General features: G+C 61.6%; 11 protein-coding genes, 2 tRNA genes and 1 pseudogene. 10 read left to right on the plus strand and 4 right to left on the minus strand.

Features of this window, described 5'->3' with window-relative positions:
- Positions 1-288: pseudogene (locus tag VNT00_RS11270) on the minus strand (hypothetical protein); the annotation flags it as partial.
- A 219-nt stretch (positions 289-507) separates the two neighbouring features.
- Between VNT00_RS11270 and rpsO the strand changes: the two are divergent.
- Together rpsO and pnp are read left to right on the plus strand one after the other, a co-directional pair.
- Positions 508-777, plus strand: coding sequence for a 30S ribosomal protein S15 (gene rpsO / locus VNT00_RS11275; RefSeq protein WP_325587488.1), 270 nt, complete (start codon positions 508-510; stop codon positions 775-777).
- 93 nt (positions 778-870) lie between these two features.
- Positions 871-3,030, plus strand: a complete 2,160-nt coding sequence (gene pnp, locus VNT00_RS11280) for a polyribonucleotide nucleotidyltransferase (protein ID WP_325587490.1) — start codon at positions 871-873, stop codon at positions 3,028-3,030.
- Positions 3,031-3,120: 90 nt separating this feature from the next.
- Here pnp and VNT00_RS11285 read toward each other — a convergent pair.
- Together VNT00_RS11285 and asnB are read right to left on the minus strand one after the other, a co-directional pair.
- Positions 3,121-3,206: transfer RNA gene (locus VNT00_RS11285), tRNA-Leu, on the minus strand.
- A 97-nt stretch (positions 3,207-3,303) separates the two neighbouring features.
- On the minus strand, positions 3,304-5,265 hold the full coding sequence (gene asnB / locus VNT00_RS11290) for an asparagine synthase (glutamine-hydrolyzing) (RefSeq protein ID WP_325587492.1): 1,962 nt from the start codon (positions 5,263-5,265) through the stop codon (positions 3,304-3,306).
- Between the two features lie 611 nt (positions 5,266-5,876).
- Between asnB and VNT00_RS11295 the strand changes: the two genes are divergently transcribed.
- From VNT00_RS11295 to VNT00_RS11315, 5 genes are all read left to right on the plus strand, one after another.
- Positions 5,877-6,476 (plus strand): TetR/AcrR family transcriptional regulator, encoded by a 600-nt coding sequence (locus tag VNT00_RS11295; RefSeq protein WP_325587494.1) that lies wholly within the window; start codon positions 5,877-5,879, stop codon positions 6,474-6,476.
- Positions 6,477-6,515: 39 nt separating this feature from the next.
- Positions 6,516-7,493: an NAD(P)H-quinone oxidoreductase gene (locus tag VNT00_RS11300; protein WP_325587496.1), complete on the plus strand. Its 978-nt coding sequence runs from the start codon at positions 6,516-6,518 to the stop codon at positions 7,491-7,493.
- A gap of 243 nt (positions 7,494-7,736) precedes the next feature.
- Positions 7,737-8,501, plus strand: coding sequence for a triose-phosphate isomerase (tpiA, locus tag VNT00_RS11305; RefSeq protein ID WP_325587498.1), 765 nt, complete (start codon positions 7,737-7,739; stop codon positions 8,499-8,501).
- 16 nt (positions 8,502-8,517) lie between these two features.
- Positions 8,518-9,018, plus strand: a complete 501-nt coding sequence (gene secG / locus VNT00_RS11310) for a preprotein translocase subunit SecG (protein WP_325587500.1) — start codon at positions 8,518-8,520, stop codon at positions 9,016-9,018.
- Positions 9,019-9,238: 220 nt separating this feature from the next.
- A tRNA-Leu gene (locus VNT00_RS11315) sits at positions 9,239-9,323 on the plus strand.
- 221 nt (positions 9,324-9,544) lie between these two features.
- Here VNT00_RS11315 and VNT00_RS11320 read toward each other — a convergent pair.
- Positions 9,545-9,895, minus strand: a complete 351-nt coding sequence (locus tag VNT00_RS11320) for a hypothetical protein (RefSeq protein WP_325587502.1) — start codon at positions 9,893-9,895, stop codon at positions 9,545-9,547.
- A 47-nt stretch (positions 9,896-9,942) separates the two neighbouring features.
- Between VNT00_RS11320 and VNT00_RS11325 the strand changes: the two genes are divergently transcribed.
- The 3 genes from VNT00_RS11325 to VNT00_RS11335 all read left to right on the plus strand — a co-directional run.
- Complete coding sequence (locus tag VNT00_RS11325; RefSeq protein WP_325587504.1) at positions 9,943-10,647, plus strand: response regulator transcription factor; 705 nt, start codon at positions 9,943-9,945, stop codon at positions 10,645-10,647.
- Positions 10,648-10,657: 10 nt separating this feature from the next.
- Positions 10,658-11,749 carry a FecR family protein gene (locus VNT00_RS11330; protein WP_325587505.1) on the plus strand — a complete coding sequence of 364 codons (1,092 nt, stop codon included), beginning with the start codon at positions 10,658-10,660 and terminating at the stop codon, positions 11,747-11,749.
- 1 nt (position 11,750) lies between these two features.
- The coding region (locus VNT00_RS11335; protein ID WP_325587507.1) for a CHASE2 domain-containing protein at positions 11,751-13,610 on the plus strand (1,860 nt) is incomplete at its 3' end.

A 13,610-nucleotide genomic window follows, 5' to 3' on the forward strand; every position in this document is an offset into this window, starting at 1 on the left:
CACTTCGAAGTGCTGATCGGTAAGCAGGGGCACGATCTTGTCGGTGCGTCCGTCGGCGCCGACATTGGTGCCCCAGGCATGCTGGCCGAATGGCTGCATGGTCCATATCATGCGTTGCCCGCCGTCGGGCAGGGGGCAGGAGTAATCAGGCTGGCCGAATTTGGCCTCGACCTGGCTGATGGGTGTTCCCGGAGGCGTCTGGGCCATGTTTGCGCAGGCGCTCAGCAGGCACAAGGCCACGCCGGCCGCGCCGGTGCGCAGGCTGTTGCGAAATGCCGCGGTCTTCATGTTGGTCTCGCTTTGCTACGGGATGGGGCCGGTGGGTGTTTGCAACAATTTTTGGCCAATCCGCTATAATGCCAAATCTTGGTGCTTGCTGCGCGATAAGCAATGAGTTTACTACGGTAAATTCGCGCGGGCGGGCCCAGGTTGCAACACTATTGTTTATTGTCATTCATCTCACGCCAGGGCACCTCGGCTCTGGCGCATGTTAACGAGGCTAGAATCATGTCTGTAGCTGACATCAAAAAATCCGATATCGTTGCGCAATTCCAGCGCGCTCAAGGCGATACCGGCTCCCCCGAAGTACAAGTAGCGCTGCTGACGGCGCGCATCAACGAGCTGACCGATCACTTCAAGGCTCACATGAAAGATCACCATTCGCGCCGCGGCTTGCTGCGCATGGTCAGCCGCCGCCGCAAACTGCTCGATTACCTGAAGGGCCGCAATCCCGATTCGTACCGCTCCCTGATCGAAAAGCTCGGTCTGCGTAAGTGATACCCGGGGCTGGCTCCCCACTATGTGCAACCGTGGACACCGCGAGGCAAAATCGCGGCGTACACGGTTTTTTTATTGTAAGGATAGTCCGTAATGTTTAATAAAGTGACCAAATCGTTTCAGTACGGTCAGCATACGGTAGTGCTTGAAACCGGCGAGATTGCTCGCCAGGCCTCGGGCGCTGTGCTGGTGTCGATAGAAGACACCGTCATTCTGGCTACCGTCGTGGCGGCCAAAAAAGCCAAGCCCGGCCAGGATTTCTTTCCCCTGACGGTAGACTACGTCGAAAAGACCTACGCTGCGGGCCGCATCCCCGGCGGCTTCTTCAAGCGCGAAGGCAAGCCCTCCGAAAAAGAAACCCTGACCTCCCGCCTCATCGACCGTCCGTTGCGCCCCCTGTTCCCCGAGGGCTTCTACAACGACGTGCAGGTCATCATCCACACCATGTCGGTCAATCCCGAGATCGACCCCGATATCGCCGCCATGATCGGCGCTTCGGCGGCCCTGGCCATCTCGGGTATTCCGTTCGACGGTCCCATTGGCGCTGCGCGCGTGGGCTATGTCGACGGCCAGTACGTGGTCAACCCCACAACCAGCCAGTTGCAGGAGTCCAAGCTGAACCTCGTGGTTGCCGGCACTGAAGCCGCCGTGCTGATGGTGGAATCCGAAGCCCAGCAGTTGTCCGAAGACGTCATGCTCGGCGGCGTGGTGTTCGGCCACGAGCAAATGCAAGCCGTCATCAACGCCATTCACGACCTGGTGGCCGAAGCCGGCAAGCCCGAATGGGACTGGCAGCCCGCTGCCAAGAACGAGGCGCTGATTACCGCTGTTACCTCGGCGGCCCAGGAAAAGCTGCAGGCGGTTTATCAAATCCGCGAAAAGCAGGCCCGCACGGCCAAGCTGCGCGAAGCCTATGCCGAAGTCAAGGAAGCGCTGCTGGCGCATGCCGAAGCCAAGGGCGAGCCCGCACCCGACAGCGTCGAGGTCGAGAACATCCTGTTCGACATCGAAGCCAAGATCGTGCGCAGCCAGATCCTTAACGGCGAACCCCGCATCGACGGCCGCGACACGCGCACGGTGCGTCCCATCAGCGTCCGCCTGGGCGTGCTGCCCCGCGCGCACGGCAGCGCCCTGTTTACCCGCGGCGAAACCCAAGCCCTGGTTGTGGCCACGCTGGGCACTCGCCAGGACGAGCAGATCATCGACTCCATCATGGGCGAGTCGCGCGACCGCTTCATGCTGCACTACAACATGCCTCCGTTCGCCACCGGCGAAACCGGCCGCTTCGGCGTGCCCAAGCGCCGCGAAATCGGCCACGGCCGCCTGGCCAAGCGTGCGCTTATCGCGTTGCTGCCCGATCCCCAGGACTTCCAGTACACCATTCGCGTGGTGTCGGAAATCACCGAATCCAACGGCTCGTCGTCGATGGCTTCGGTATGTGGCGGCTCCCTGGCCATGATGGACGCCGGCGTTCCCATCAAGGACCACGTGGCCGGCGTGGCCATGGGCCTCATTAAGGACGGCGGCAAGTTCGCGGTTCTTACCGACATTCTGGGCGACGAAGATCACCTGGGCGACATGGACTTCAAGGTGGCGGGCACCGAGCAGGGCATCACCGCCTTGCAGATGGATATCAAGATCCAGGGCATCACCAAGGAAATCATGCAGGTGGCGCTGGCCCAGGCCCGCGAAGGCCGCCTGCACATCCTGAGCAAGATGCGCGAAGCCCTTGACGGCTCGCGCACCGAGCTGTCCGAGTTCGCGCCGCGCATGCTGACTGTCAAGATCAACCCCGAGAAGATCCGCGACGTCATCGGCAAGGGCGGCGCCACCATCCGCGCGCTGACCGAAGAAACCGGCACGCAGATCGATATCGGCGACGACGGCACCATCACCATCGCCAGCGCCGATCTCGACCGCGCGCGCGAAGCCGAGCGCCGCATCAAGGAGCTGACCGCCGACGTGGAAGTTGGCCAGGAATACGAAGGCCCCGTGCTGCGTTTGCTGGATTTCGGCGCCATCGTCCAGGTTCTGCCCGGCCGCGACGGCTTGCTGCACATTTCCGAAATCGCCAACTACCGCATCAACAACATCAACGATGTCCTGAAGGTCGGCCAGGTTGTGCGCATCAAGGTCATCGAAGCCGACGACAAGGGCCGTCTGCGCCTGTCCATGAAGGCCATCGGCGGCATCGAAGCCCAAGGCGGCCCCACCGGGCCTGTCGCGGCAACATCGGATGCGCCCGCTGAATAAGCGCGGTACGGCGCCTGCCTGACCCGCCCGGTCAGGCGGCCTGAAACGCAAACAGCCCGGATTTGATCCGGGCTGTTTTTTTTGAATCGCTGGTGCGTCCAGCCGGAATCGAACCGGCACGATCAATGATCGAGAGATTTTAAGTCTCTTGCGTCTACCAATTCCGCCATGGACGCGAGCCCGAAATTATTGCATGAACGGCAAATCTTTGCTGAAAGCCAAGGTCTTCCCTTGGTGTTCGCGAGGCGGTTCGGAGCGTTGCAGGCTTGCCGCCTATTGCGTTTCCAGCCAGGCCTGGAACATCAGGATGCACCACAGGCGGGTCGAGCAGTCGCGCCGGCCGCCAAGATGCTGCTTCCATGCCTGGCGTATGGGCATGGGGTCGAAATAGCCTTCGCGCCGCAGTCGGGTCTCGTCCAGCAGGTTTTCGGCCCATTGGCGCAAAGGGCCGCGCAGCCAGGTTGCCAGGGGAATGGAAAATCCCTTCTTGGGGCGTTCGATCAGTTCGGCGGGCACATGGCGGAACAATACCTGGCGCAGCAGCCACTTGCCCTTGCCATGGCGGATCTTCATGTCCAGCGGCAGGCGCCAGGCCAGTTCGATGACGCGGTGATCCAGCAGGGGCACGCGTGTTTCCAGGCTGTTGGCCATGGCGGCGCGATCCACCTTGACCAGGATGTCGGCGGGCAGATAGGTTTGGGCGTCCATCGCCATCAGCCATTGTTCGAAGGGCAGGCCCTGCCCAGGCCAGGCTTTGGCATCGTTCAGCGGCGTGGAGGGCTCCGTTGCGCCGATCACCACGGTTTCGGGAGAACGCCAGTGGCTGATCATCCGCCGATAGAAGTCTTCTTGCCCATTGGCGCGTAGAAGGTCGGCAAACTTGTCCATTTTGCCGGTATTGGCCGAACGGCGCAGGCGGGCCGGCATGAGGGGCCTCAGGCCGGCCAGAAGACCTTCTATCGCGGACGAGGAGGCGCACCCGCCCAGCAGGGCGGCCGCGGCATGGCGCAGGGTCGGAGGCAACTGCTGGATGCGATGCCATGTTTGCGGCGCCAGCCGATAGGTGTTGTAGCCGCCGAACAGTTCGTCGCCGGCATCGCCGCTCAAAGCCACCGTGACGTGCTGCTTGGCCAGGCGACTGACCATGTAGGTGGGAATCTGCGAGCTGTCCGCGAACGGTTCGTCGTAGATATTGGGCAGGTCGGGAATGACGGCCAGAGCCTCTTCGGGGGTGACCACCATGTCGCTGTGCTGGGTGCCCAGATGCTGTGCCACGGCGCGGGCATAGGGAGCTTCATCATAGCGTTCGTCGTTGAACCCCATGGTGAAGGTGCGCACCGGCTTGCCGCTTTGCGCCTGCATCAGGGCCACGATCAGGCTGCTGTCGACGCCGCCGCTCAGGAAAGCCCCGAGCGGCACGTCGGCCAGCATCTGGCCGCGCACGCCAAGCATGAGTTGCTGCTCCAGCGCGTCGGCGGCTTCTTCGTCGCCGCATGCCAGCGGATCGGCCAGACCGGCCTGCACCGCGTGGTTCATGCGCCAGTACGGCTGGCTGCGCGCCGCCCTGGCCGAGGATTGGTCGCGGAAGGGGATGTCGATGTAATGGCCCGGCGGCAGCTTGCCGATGCCTTCGTAGATGCTGTGGGGCGCAACAATGTAGCCGTGGCGCAGATAAAGCGCCAGGGCATTGCGGTCTACGCGCGCAGTACAGGCCGGGTGGGCCTTCAGGGACTTGAGCTCCGAGCCGAACAACAGGGTCGCGCCTTGCCAGCCCCAATACAGCGGTTTTTCCCCCATGCGGTCGCGGGCCAGCGAAAGCGTTTGGCGATGGCGATCCCACAAGGCGATGGCGAACATGCCCACCGCGGCTTTGAGCGTGCGTTCCAGCCCCCAGGCGCTGATGCATGCAAGCAGCGTCTCGGTGTCGGAATGGCCGTTCCATATGGGCGCCTTGCCGTGCTCTCGCAGTTGTTCGCGCAGGTCGAGATGGTTGTAGATTTCGCCATTGAAAACCAGGACATGGCGCTTGTCCGCCGAGTGCATGGGCTGGCTGCCGGCGGCGGAAAGCTCGAGGATGGACAAGCGGCGGTGTCCCAGGGCCACGCCCGATGCTTCGTCGTGCCACATGCCTGATTCGTCCGGGCCGCGATGGGTGATGGCGTTGACCATGCCCGGCAGGGGGTTGAAACATCCAGGTCTTGGGCTTGTGTCGACGAATCCGGCAATCCCGCACATAGTGTTTTGTGACCTTAAGTAAGCAAGTTACCGCAAATTGTATGCGCGTCGTGCTTCGAGTGGAAACGCCGGTGGAGACGGGAAGGGGATTATGAAGGGGGCTTTGGGCGCATGGGGGCGCGTGAAATGGCGGAAGGTCAGGGATTCGAACCCTGGAGGGGCGTGAACCCCTGCCGGTTTTCCGTACCACTATAGCTTTCGTTACCAAGCTCGATGCTTGTTTGTGGTCTGGACTTTGTCTTCACCATGGTGATTCAACACTTTAGGCGGGAGCCGTCAAGTCTCTACACGTTCCCGGCGAACCGGGCTTCGCTCGGCGTTACCTCGGCGCCTAAATAGCGCACCAGGGGCTTCTCCGAATTTGACTCCTTACATTTGATGTGTTTCCACAACAACGCTCGATTTAACAAGACCGGTGCATTCGACCACTCTGCCAACCTTCCGAGCGCAAGATGGTAACACGACTATTACCCGGCAGGAAGGTTTACACTTTCGGAAACAGGTTGCGTTACGGTTTGTGGCGCACTAACGGGGGTGGTGTTATTGAACGGAAAAACACATCGAGGGCTTGAGCCTCGTGTCCGTCTCATTGCCGGCTTGGCGGAATATGTATGGCCCAGATAAAAAAAACCGAGGTTCGCGATGCAATCCTGGCTGCGGCCTTCGAGCTGTTTTCGGCCCAGGGCTATTCGGCGACCGCACTGACGGCCATCAGCAAGGCGGCGGGTGTCTCGAAGGCCAATCTTTACGTTTATTTCGACTCCAAGCTGGACATCCTGTACACCCTCTACGAGCCCTGGATGCGCGCAAGAATCGCCCGCCTCGAGGCCGACATCGCGCAAGTCCCCGATTCCCGCGGCAAGCTTCGAACCCTGATCCGCGCGCTTTGGCGCGATATTCCGTCCGAAGAAAACGGGTTCGTCAACAACATCATGCAGGCGCTGTCGTCAGCCTTGCCGGTGGACCAATACCGGCCCACCTTGGTCAATTGGCTGGAAGAGCGGATCACCGCCTTGCTCGAATCCATGCTTTCGCCCAGCCGCCTGAAAATATTCCACGGAACCCGCATCGCGCAGATTCTCATCATGGCTCTGGACGGATACGCCATTCACTATCATCTGCGCCCGAAAGAAGACGACGTGGATGACGCTTCGATCGAGGCGATGGTCAGTTTGATCCTGGGGGAACCCGGCCGGGCTTCGCGTGGGTAATAATAGGGGTTTTGCAAAACCATGTAGCCAGGAGCCATGATGAAAGCAGTGGAAATTTCCAGCCCCGGTGGGCCCGAGGTACTGAAGCTGGTCGAGCGGCCCATGCCGCAGCCGGCGGCGGGAGAAGTGCTGATCAAGGTGACGGCGGCGGGCGTGAACCGACCCGACACCTTCCAGCGCGCCGGCAATTATCCGCCTCCGCCGGGCGCCTCCGATTTGCCCGGTCTTGAAATCGCCGGCGAAATCGTCGGCGGCGACGCCGCGGCCGCAGGCCTGGCCGTGGGAGACAAGGTGTGCGCGCTGGTGGCCGGCGGAGGCTATGCCGAGTATTGCGTTGCTCCGGCCCTGCAGTGCCTGCCGATTCCCAAGGGCTTGTCCGACATCGAGGCGGCGGGATTGCCGGAAACCTACTACACCGTCTGGAGCAATGTCTTCGATCGCGGCCGGCTGGCGAAAGGCGAGGCGCTTTTGGTGCATGGCGGCGCCAGCGGCATCGGCACGACAGCCGTCCAACTGGCCACGGCCATGGGAAACACGGTGTACGCCACCGTGGGCAGTGACGAGCGTGCGCGCGCCGTCGAGCAATTGGGAGCGGTCAAAGGCATCAATTACCGCAGTCAGGACTATGTCGAGGAAATCAAGGCGCTGACCGCTGGCAAGGGCGTGAACGTGATTCTGGACATGGTTGCCGGCGACTACGTGAACCGGGACCTCAAGTGCCTGGCCGACGATGGCCGCGTCGTCATCATCGCTTTGCTGGGCGGCCCCAAGGGCGAGGTCGATTTCAGCCAGGTCATGCGCCGCCGCCTCACGGTTACCGGCTCCACACTGCGCCCGCGCCCCGTCGAATTCAAGGGGGAGATATCCCGTTCGCTCAAGCAGCATGTCTGGCCTTTGCTCGAAGCCGGCAAGATCAAGCCCATCGTCCATGCCACCTTCCCTTTGGCGCGGGCATGCGATGCGCACGCCATGATGGAAGCGGGCGAGCAGATCGGAAAACTCATCCTGACCCTGTAGCCTCTTCCGGGGCTGTTGCCGCGGCAGCCGCGTTGGCCCCGCGATTTGCCGCGGGGCGGCGCTCAAAAGCGGCGCGGGCGGCGCAGCCACCCCCCTTGGGCGAGACCTTCGTCTTGCGGGTGGCCTTTGCCTCGTCTCGCATTAGGCGATTTGCCCTTTAACACGCTACAATGCCCGGTTATTCCGTTTTCCGGCCTGGAGCCGGGCGGGCTTGTAAAATACAGGTTTGAGGCAAAATTTTAAATGGGTGTTTCCGAATCGGGGGTTTCCGGGCCGCGCAGGCGTCTTGTCATGGGCAACTGGAAAATGCATGGCAATCTTGCCGGCAATGCCGCGCTGCTGGCCGGATTGCGCGCCGGCGTAGATTCCGTGGGCAATTGCGAGGTGGCGGTATGCTCGCCGTTCCCGTATCTCGCCCAGGTTCAGAGCATTCTGCAGGGTAGCGCCATTTCGTGGGGCGCCCAGGATCTTAGCGTGCATGCGCAGGGCGCCTATACGGGCGAAGTGTCCGGCGCCATGCTCGGCGATTTTGCCTGCCGCTGGGTGCTGGCTGGCCATTCCGAGCGCCGTGCGCTGCATGGCGAAACCGACCAGTTGGTGGCCGACAAGGCGGCCGCGGCATTGGCGGCCGGCCTGGTCCCCGTGGTGTGCGTGGGTGAAACCCTCGACGAACAAGAGGCGGGCCGCACCGACGAAGTCATTGCCCGCCAGTTGGCGCCGGTGCTGGCGCTGGGCGCCCAGGCTGTCGGCCAGATCGTGCTGGCTTACGAGCCTGTGTGGGCCATCGGCACCGGGCGTACCGCCACGCCGGATCAGGCCCAGGAAGTCCACGCAGGCATACGCGCCTTGTTGTCGGCGCTGGGCGTTCCCGGCGTGCGCGTGTTGTATGGCGGCAGCGTCAAGGCGGCCAATGCGGCCAGCCTTTTTGCCATGCCCGATATCGATGGCGCCCTGGTCGGCGGCGCCTCGTTGGTGGCGGAAGAGTTCTTACGTATAGCGGCCGCATAGGCTTCGGAGTTTTTAAATGCATTGGTTGACATCTGTTCTGCTGGCGATCCAGGTTATTTCCTCGATAAGTATCATCGTGCTTGTGCTGTTGCAGCAGGGCCAGGGCGCCGACATGGGCTCTTCGTTCGGCAGTGGTTCGGCCGGCAGCCTGTTTGGCGCCAGCGGCGCGGCCAACTTCCTTTCCCGCACCACCAAGTGGGCCGCCATCATCTTTTTCGCCTCGACCATCGGGTTGGCCTATGTTTCCCACCATACGGCCAATTCGATCCTCGACGGCGGCATCATGCAGGGCTTCAAAGAGCAGCCCGCCGCGCCCGCGCCCGTAGCCCCCCAGGGCTCCGCCGTGCCTTCCGTCCCGGGCAGCGCACCGGCACCCGCGGCTGACAAGCCGGCCGCAGGCGCTTCCAGCGCTGTTCCCTCGGTGCCGTCGGTGTCTTCGCCTTCGGACGAGCAGGCCGCAAAGGCTTCCGCTTCCAAGCCTGCCGAAGCCGCTGGCAGCGCTCCTGCTTCCAAGTAAAACGGCCCTCGCGTTTGCCTGTATTGACGGCGGCAATGCGGGCGGTGCCAAGCGTCTTCCCGCCGCGGTGTAGCCGATACGGACTGGCGGAAGGTGTGGCTTGAATTAAAGCAGGTGGCTGAAATGCCTTGCAAAATTCATGCTAGAATATCGCTCTTTGCTGTGGCGCTGGCTTTATTAAACAAGTTGGCGGCGCGGCAAAAAAGTTTTGTATGGTACAGCCGACGTGGTGGAATTGGTAGACACGCTATCTTGAGGGGGTAGTGGCGAGAGCTGTGCGAGTTCGAGTCTCGCCGTCGGCACCAGTAAACAAAACTGTTAAAAAAAATCGCCCGTCAGGGCGATTTTTCATTTGGGCGCCGCGAAACTCGCGTTGGCTGTCTGCGCGATGGCCGTCTTTGGGATCTGGCCGGATCGTTGGCGCCGGGCCTTCCTTTTTCGATTGCTTTCCTCCCTGTCGACACACTGTCAAGAATGGTCAATGAATTGTCCTTTGGCTGGACAATGTCTGCCTTGACCATAAGAATCACAGTATCATTTTGTAGCTAATAAGGGCGGATTTTGTCGTGTGTTTTACTTTTCGCCGAGCTGCGCCGTTTGGATGCCGCAAGCCATGAGTATCCGGGGCAATAGTACGCTTGGGGAAATCGGGTACGAGCTGTGCATCAGCATGCCCGAGTTTTTGAGCGAGACGTGGATACTGGATCAGTGCAATCGCATCAACCAGGTTGCCCAGCGGGTGCTGGCTTTGTATGATGCGGGCAACCGGGGAGCTCTCCAGGTCTATTGGAGCAAACAGCGTGAGGGATGCTTGGTGGCTTTCCGGACGCGGAATGCGGATATACTGAAACTTGTAACCGTTGCTCTCAACGAGCACGGGTATCCCATTGAAGACATACGCTCGGAAACAATACAGGCCAACCGATGAACATCGCCTCGTTGGAAGACGATTTTGCCCAGGCACAACTGATTCAGCAGGTGCTGACTTCAGCAGGCCATGCCTGCACGGTATTTGCCACAGGAGAAGCGCTGCTCGCCGTTTTGCAAAAGACCCGGCCGTTCGATTTGCTGATTATCGACTGGGAGATTCCCGATATCAGCGGCCTGGAGATTGTCCGCTGGGTAAGAGTCCATCTTGGCTACGAGATTCCCGTCATGTTCTTGACCAATCGCATCCAGGAAGAGGATCTTGTTCTTGGGCTGCAGGCGGGCGCTGACGACTATATGCTCAAACCCATGCGTCCGGGCGAACTCCTGGCCAGGGTGAAGGCGCTTTTGCGCCGCAGCGGTCTGCCCGAGCGAACCGAACAGGGTTTCCATGTCGGAGCCTACGAGATCGACACCGGGGAAGGAGTCATCCGGCTGCATGGCAAAGCCATACCGCTGGCCCCCAAAGAGTTCGACCTGGCCGTGCTGTTCTTCAGGAACCCCTGGCGCCTGTTTTCCAGGGATGTGCTGAGCACCTTGATCTGGAATCGCGAAATTCCGCCAACCTCGCGCACGCTGGACACGCATCTGTCCAATATCCGGCAAAAACTCGAATTGCGTCCCGAGCATGGCGTCAGTCTGGCATCTTCCTATGCGCTTGGCTATCGTCTGGCATTGATCGACAACGACAAAACACAATAATGGTTTCATCATGATTCGGCAGCACCTTCTTTCCATATGTCTGGCTAGCGCGGCTTTATGCCTGTCATCCACCTCCGCCTTCGGCCAGGCGATGGGAGCCCATGGCGACGATTTCCTGTACCGGGTCGTAGCCGGAGACACCCTGGGTGATCTTGCCACACGCTACACCAGCGGATGGTCGACCTGGACAACCCTGCAGTCGCTCAACCATGTCCAGGACCAGGCGCGGCTTCCAATCGGGCAAGTGCTGAAAATCCCGTTTTCGCTCATTCTCGAGCTTCCCTCCACGGCGGACGTCAGTTACATGGCCGGGCAGGCTGCGCTGGACGGCAGGCCATTGCAGCTTTCCTCGTCGGTGGCGGAAGGCCAGGCCGTCAGCACGCAAGCCGATGGGTTCGTTACCCTGAAACTGGCTGATGGCAGCGTGCTGAGCCTTCCCGCTTCGTCGACCATGGTCGTGAAGCGGCTGAGGGTCTTCAAGGGGACGGGGCTGATCGATATCAAGGTGGAAGTCGGCCAAGGCACGCTCGAGTCCCACGTGGCGCCCAAGCATGAAGGGGTGGGGCGTTTCGAAGTGCGCACGCCTGTAAGCGTCACAGGAGTACGGGGCACACGCTTCCGGGTACATTTTTCGTCGTCGCAGGGCGCGCGCAGCGAGGTGGTCCAAGGGGTGGCGGGGGTCGAGGCGCCGCATGGGGCCGACGTCATGCTCAAGGCGAAGCAGGGTATGGCGGTGGACGCGAGCGGAGCCAGCCTGGGGGTAAGGGAACTGCTGCCGGCGCCGTTGCTGTCCAAGCCCGCGGATGGCGGCGGTTCCATGACCATCGCGCCGGTGGAAGGGGCAAGCGGTTATCTGGTACGGGTGGCCGAAGACCCGGACGGCACGAAAATGGTGTCCAGCAAATTGTTTTCCTCCAACCGCATCGACTATGCGGCGCCCGGGCCGGGCACGTATTATCTTCTGGTTCGCGCCGTGGACAATATCGGTCTCGGAGGCCTCGACGCCAGGCAGGCCTTCGCCGGCAAGCCGGTGTTGCAGGGATACGGCGGCGCTCCCGTTTTATCGGGATATGGCTTGCCCATACTAGTTTCCGATTATTAGCATGGGCCGCCCCGAAAAACGCAAGCGGGTGGCCTGGGGCGAGCTTGAACGGCGTATTCGCGCAGAGTGGTTGATCGTCAGCCTGGCGCTCATGCTGCTCACTTTCGCGTTGGGCGGCTTTGGCGCCCATCTGGGCATTGCCAAGCTCGATCACGTTTTTTACGACCGAGTTCTGAGTTTCGCGGCGAACAAGCCGGCAAGCGACGACATCGTCATCGTGGCCATCGACGATGGCAGCATCGAGGAAATCGGGTATTGGCCCTGGCGACGCGCGGTTCACGCGCAGTTGCTGGCCCGCCTGAAAGAAGCGAAGGCGGTGGGGCTGGACATCGTTTTCAATGACGACAACCCGGCGTATCCAGACGATGACCGGACACTTGCGCGGGCGATCGCGGAACAGGGGCACGTCGTGCTGCCGCTCGTCCACGACGGCAAGACCCATCGCACCGGCAGGCCTTTGCCGGTGCTGGCCGAGTCCGCCAGGCGGCTTGGCGACATCAGCGCGTATTTTGACGGCGATGGCGTCATCCGCAGGCTTATGCTGCGTGGGGAAACCCAGTCCGGCAAGCCGCTGGATCATTTTGTATTGGCCATGCTCGAGGCGGGAGGCGACCATGCCCTGGCTTCGTCTTTGCGGCAAAGCGGCGGGGCCTCCCGTTTGCTTTCCTATTCCGGCGGGCCCGACGGCTTTGCCTTATACCCTTATGCAAAGGTGCTCGACGGAGAGGTGCCGCAAGCCGCTTTTCGCGACAAATACGTATTGGTTGGATCCTGGGCGTCGGGGTTGGGCGATTTGATGCCGACCCCTTTGTCCATCCGTACGGGAGAACCGATGGCCGGGGTGGAGATTCTTGCCAACGGCTTGCGGGATGCGCTGGAGGACGGCTGGATCGATTCTTTCGGCCGTTGGTCCAACGCCCTGATCGCTGTACTGCCTGTGCTGCTCGTATGCGTGATGTTGGAAAGGCTTTCTCCGCGCCGGTCTCTGTTCATTTCGGCTGCCATGCTGCTGTTTATCGTCGCGGGAAGCTGGCTGCTCTTGCAGTATGCGCATTTCTGGATTCCTCCGGCGGCGGGCCTGATAGGCGTGGCCTTGATCTATCCCGTATGGAGCTGGCGCAGCCAGGAAGCGGCGTTGCAGTATTTCGACCGCGAGCTGGCCAAGCTGCGCGACGAGGGGGCGATGCTTGCGCTGCCCGATGACATGGCGGCGCGATCCGGCGAGTCGCTGTCGGCGCGTGTCGTTGCGCTGCGCCAGGCAATTGCCTCGCTGAGCCAGGCCGCTCGGCAGCGCGAGCAGACCTTGCGTTTCATCTCGCACGATATGCGATCTCCCCAGAACTCCATTCTGGCTCTGATCGAGCTGCAAACCAGCACGCAAACGCCTGTGCCCGAGCATGAAACCCTGGAGCGCATTGCGCTCTACGCAAACAAAACCTTGAACCTGGTGGACGGCTTCGTGCATTTGGCGCGTGCGGAGTCCAAGGAAATGGATTATCGCGAGCAGAACCTGGCCGATATGCTGGCCGCCGTTTGCGACGAACACTGGCCTTTGGCGCGGCAGCGGGATAGTCGGATTTTGTTCGAGGCCGATGCGGACCAAGCATATGTCCACGCCGATCCGGCCATGCTGGCACGCGCCTTCGGTAACCTGATCGATAACGCCGTCAAGTACAGCCCGCCTGGCTCGACGGTTCGGTGTCGTTTGTCCGCCGGGCAGGAAGGCTGGCGCGTGACGGTCGAGGATCGGGGCCGGGGCATGAGCCCCGACGAGCAGGCCTTGCTGTTCAAGCCGTTCAAGCGGTTCGGCGAAGACGCGCCCGGCAACCCCGGCGGCAGCGGCCTGGGGCTGGCGTTCGTG

The sequence above is a fragment of the Eoetvoesiella sp. genome (genome assembly GCF_035555955.1).
Classification (GTDB): Bacteria; Pseudomonadota; Gammaproteobacteria; order Burkholderiales; family Burkholderiaceae_B; genus Eoetvoesia.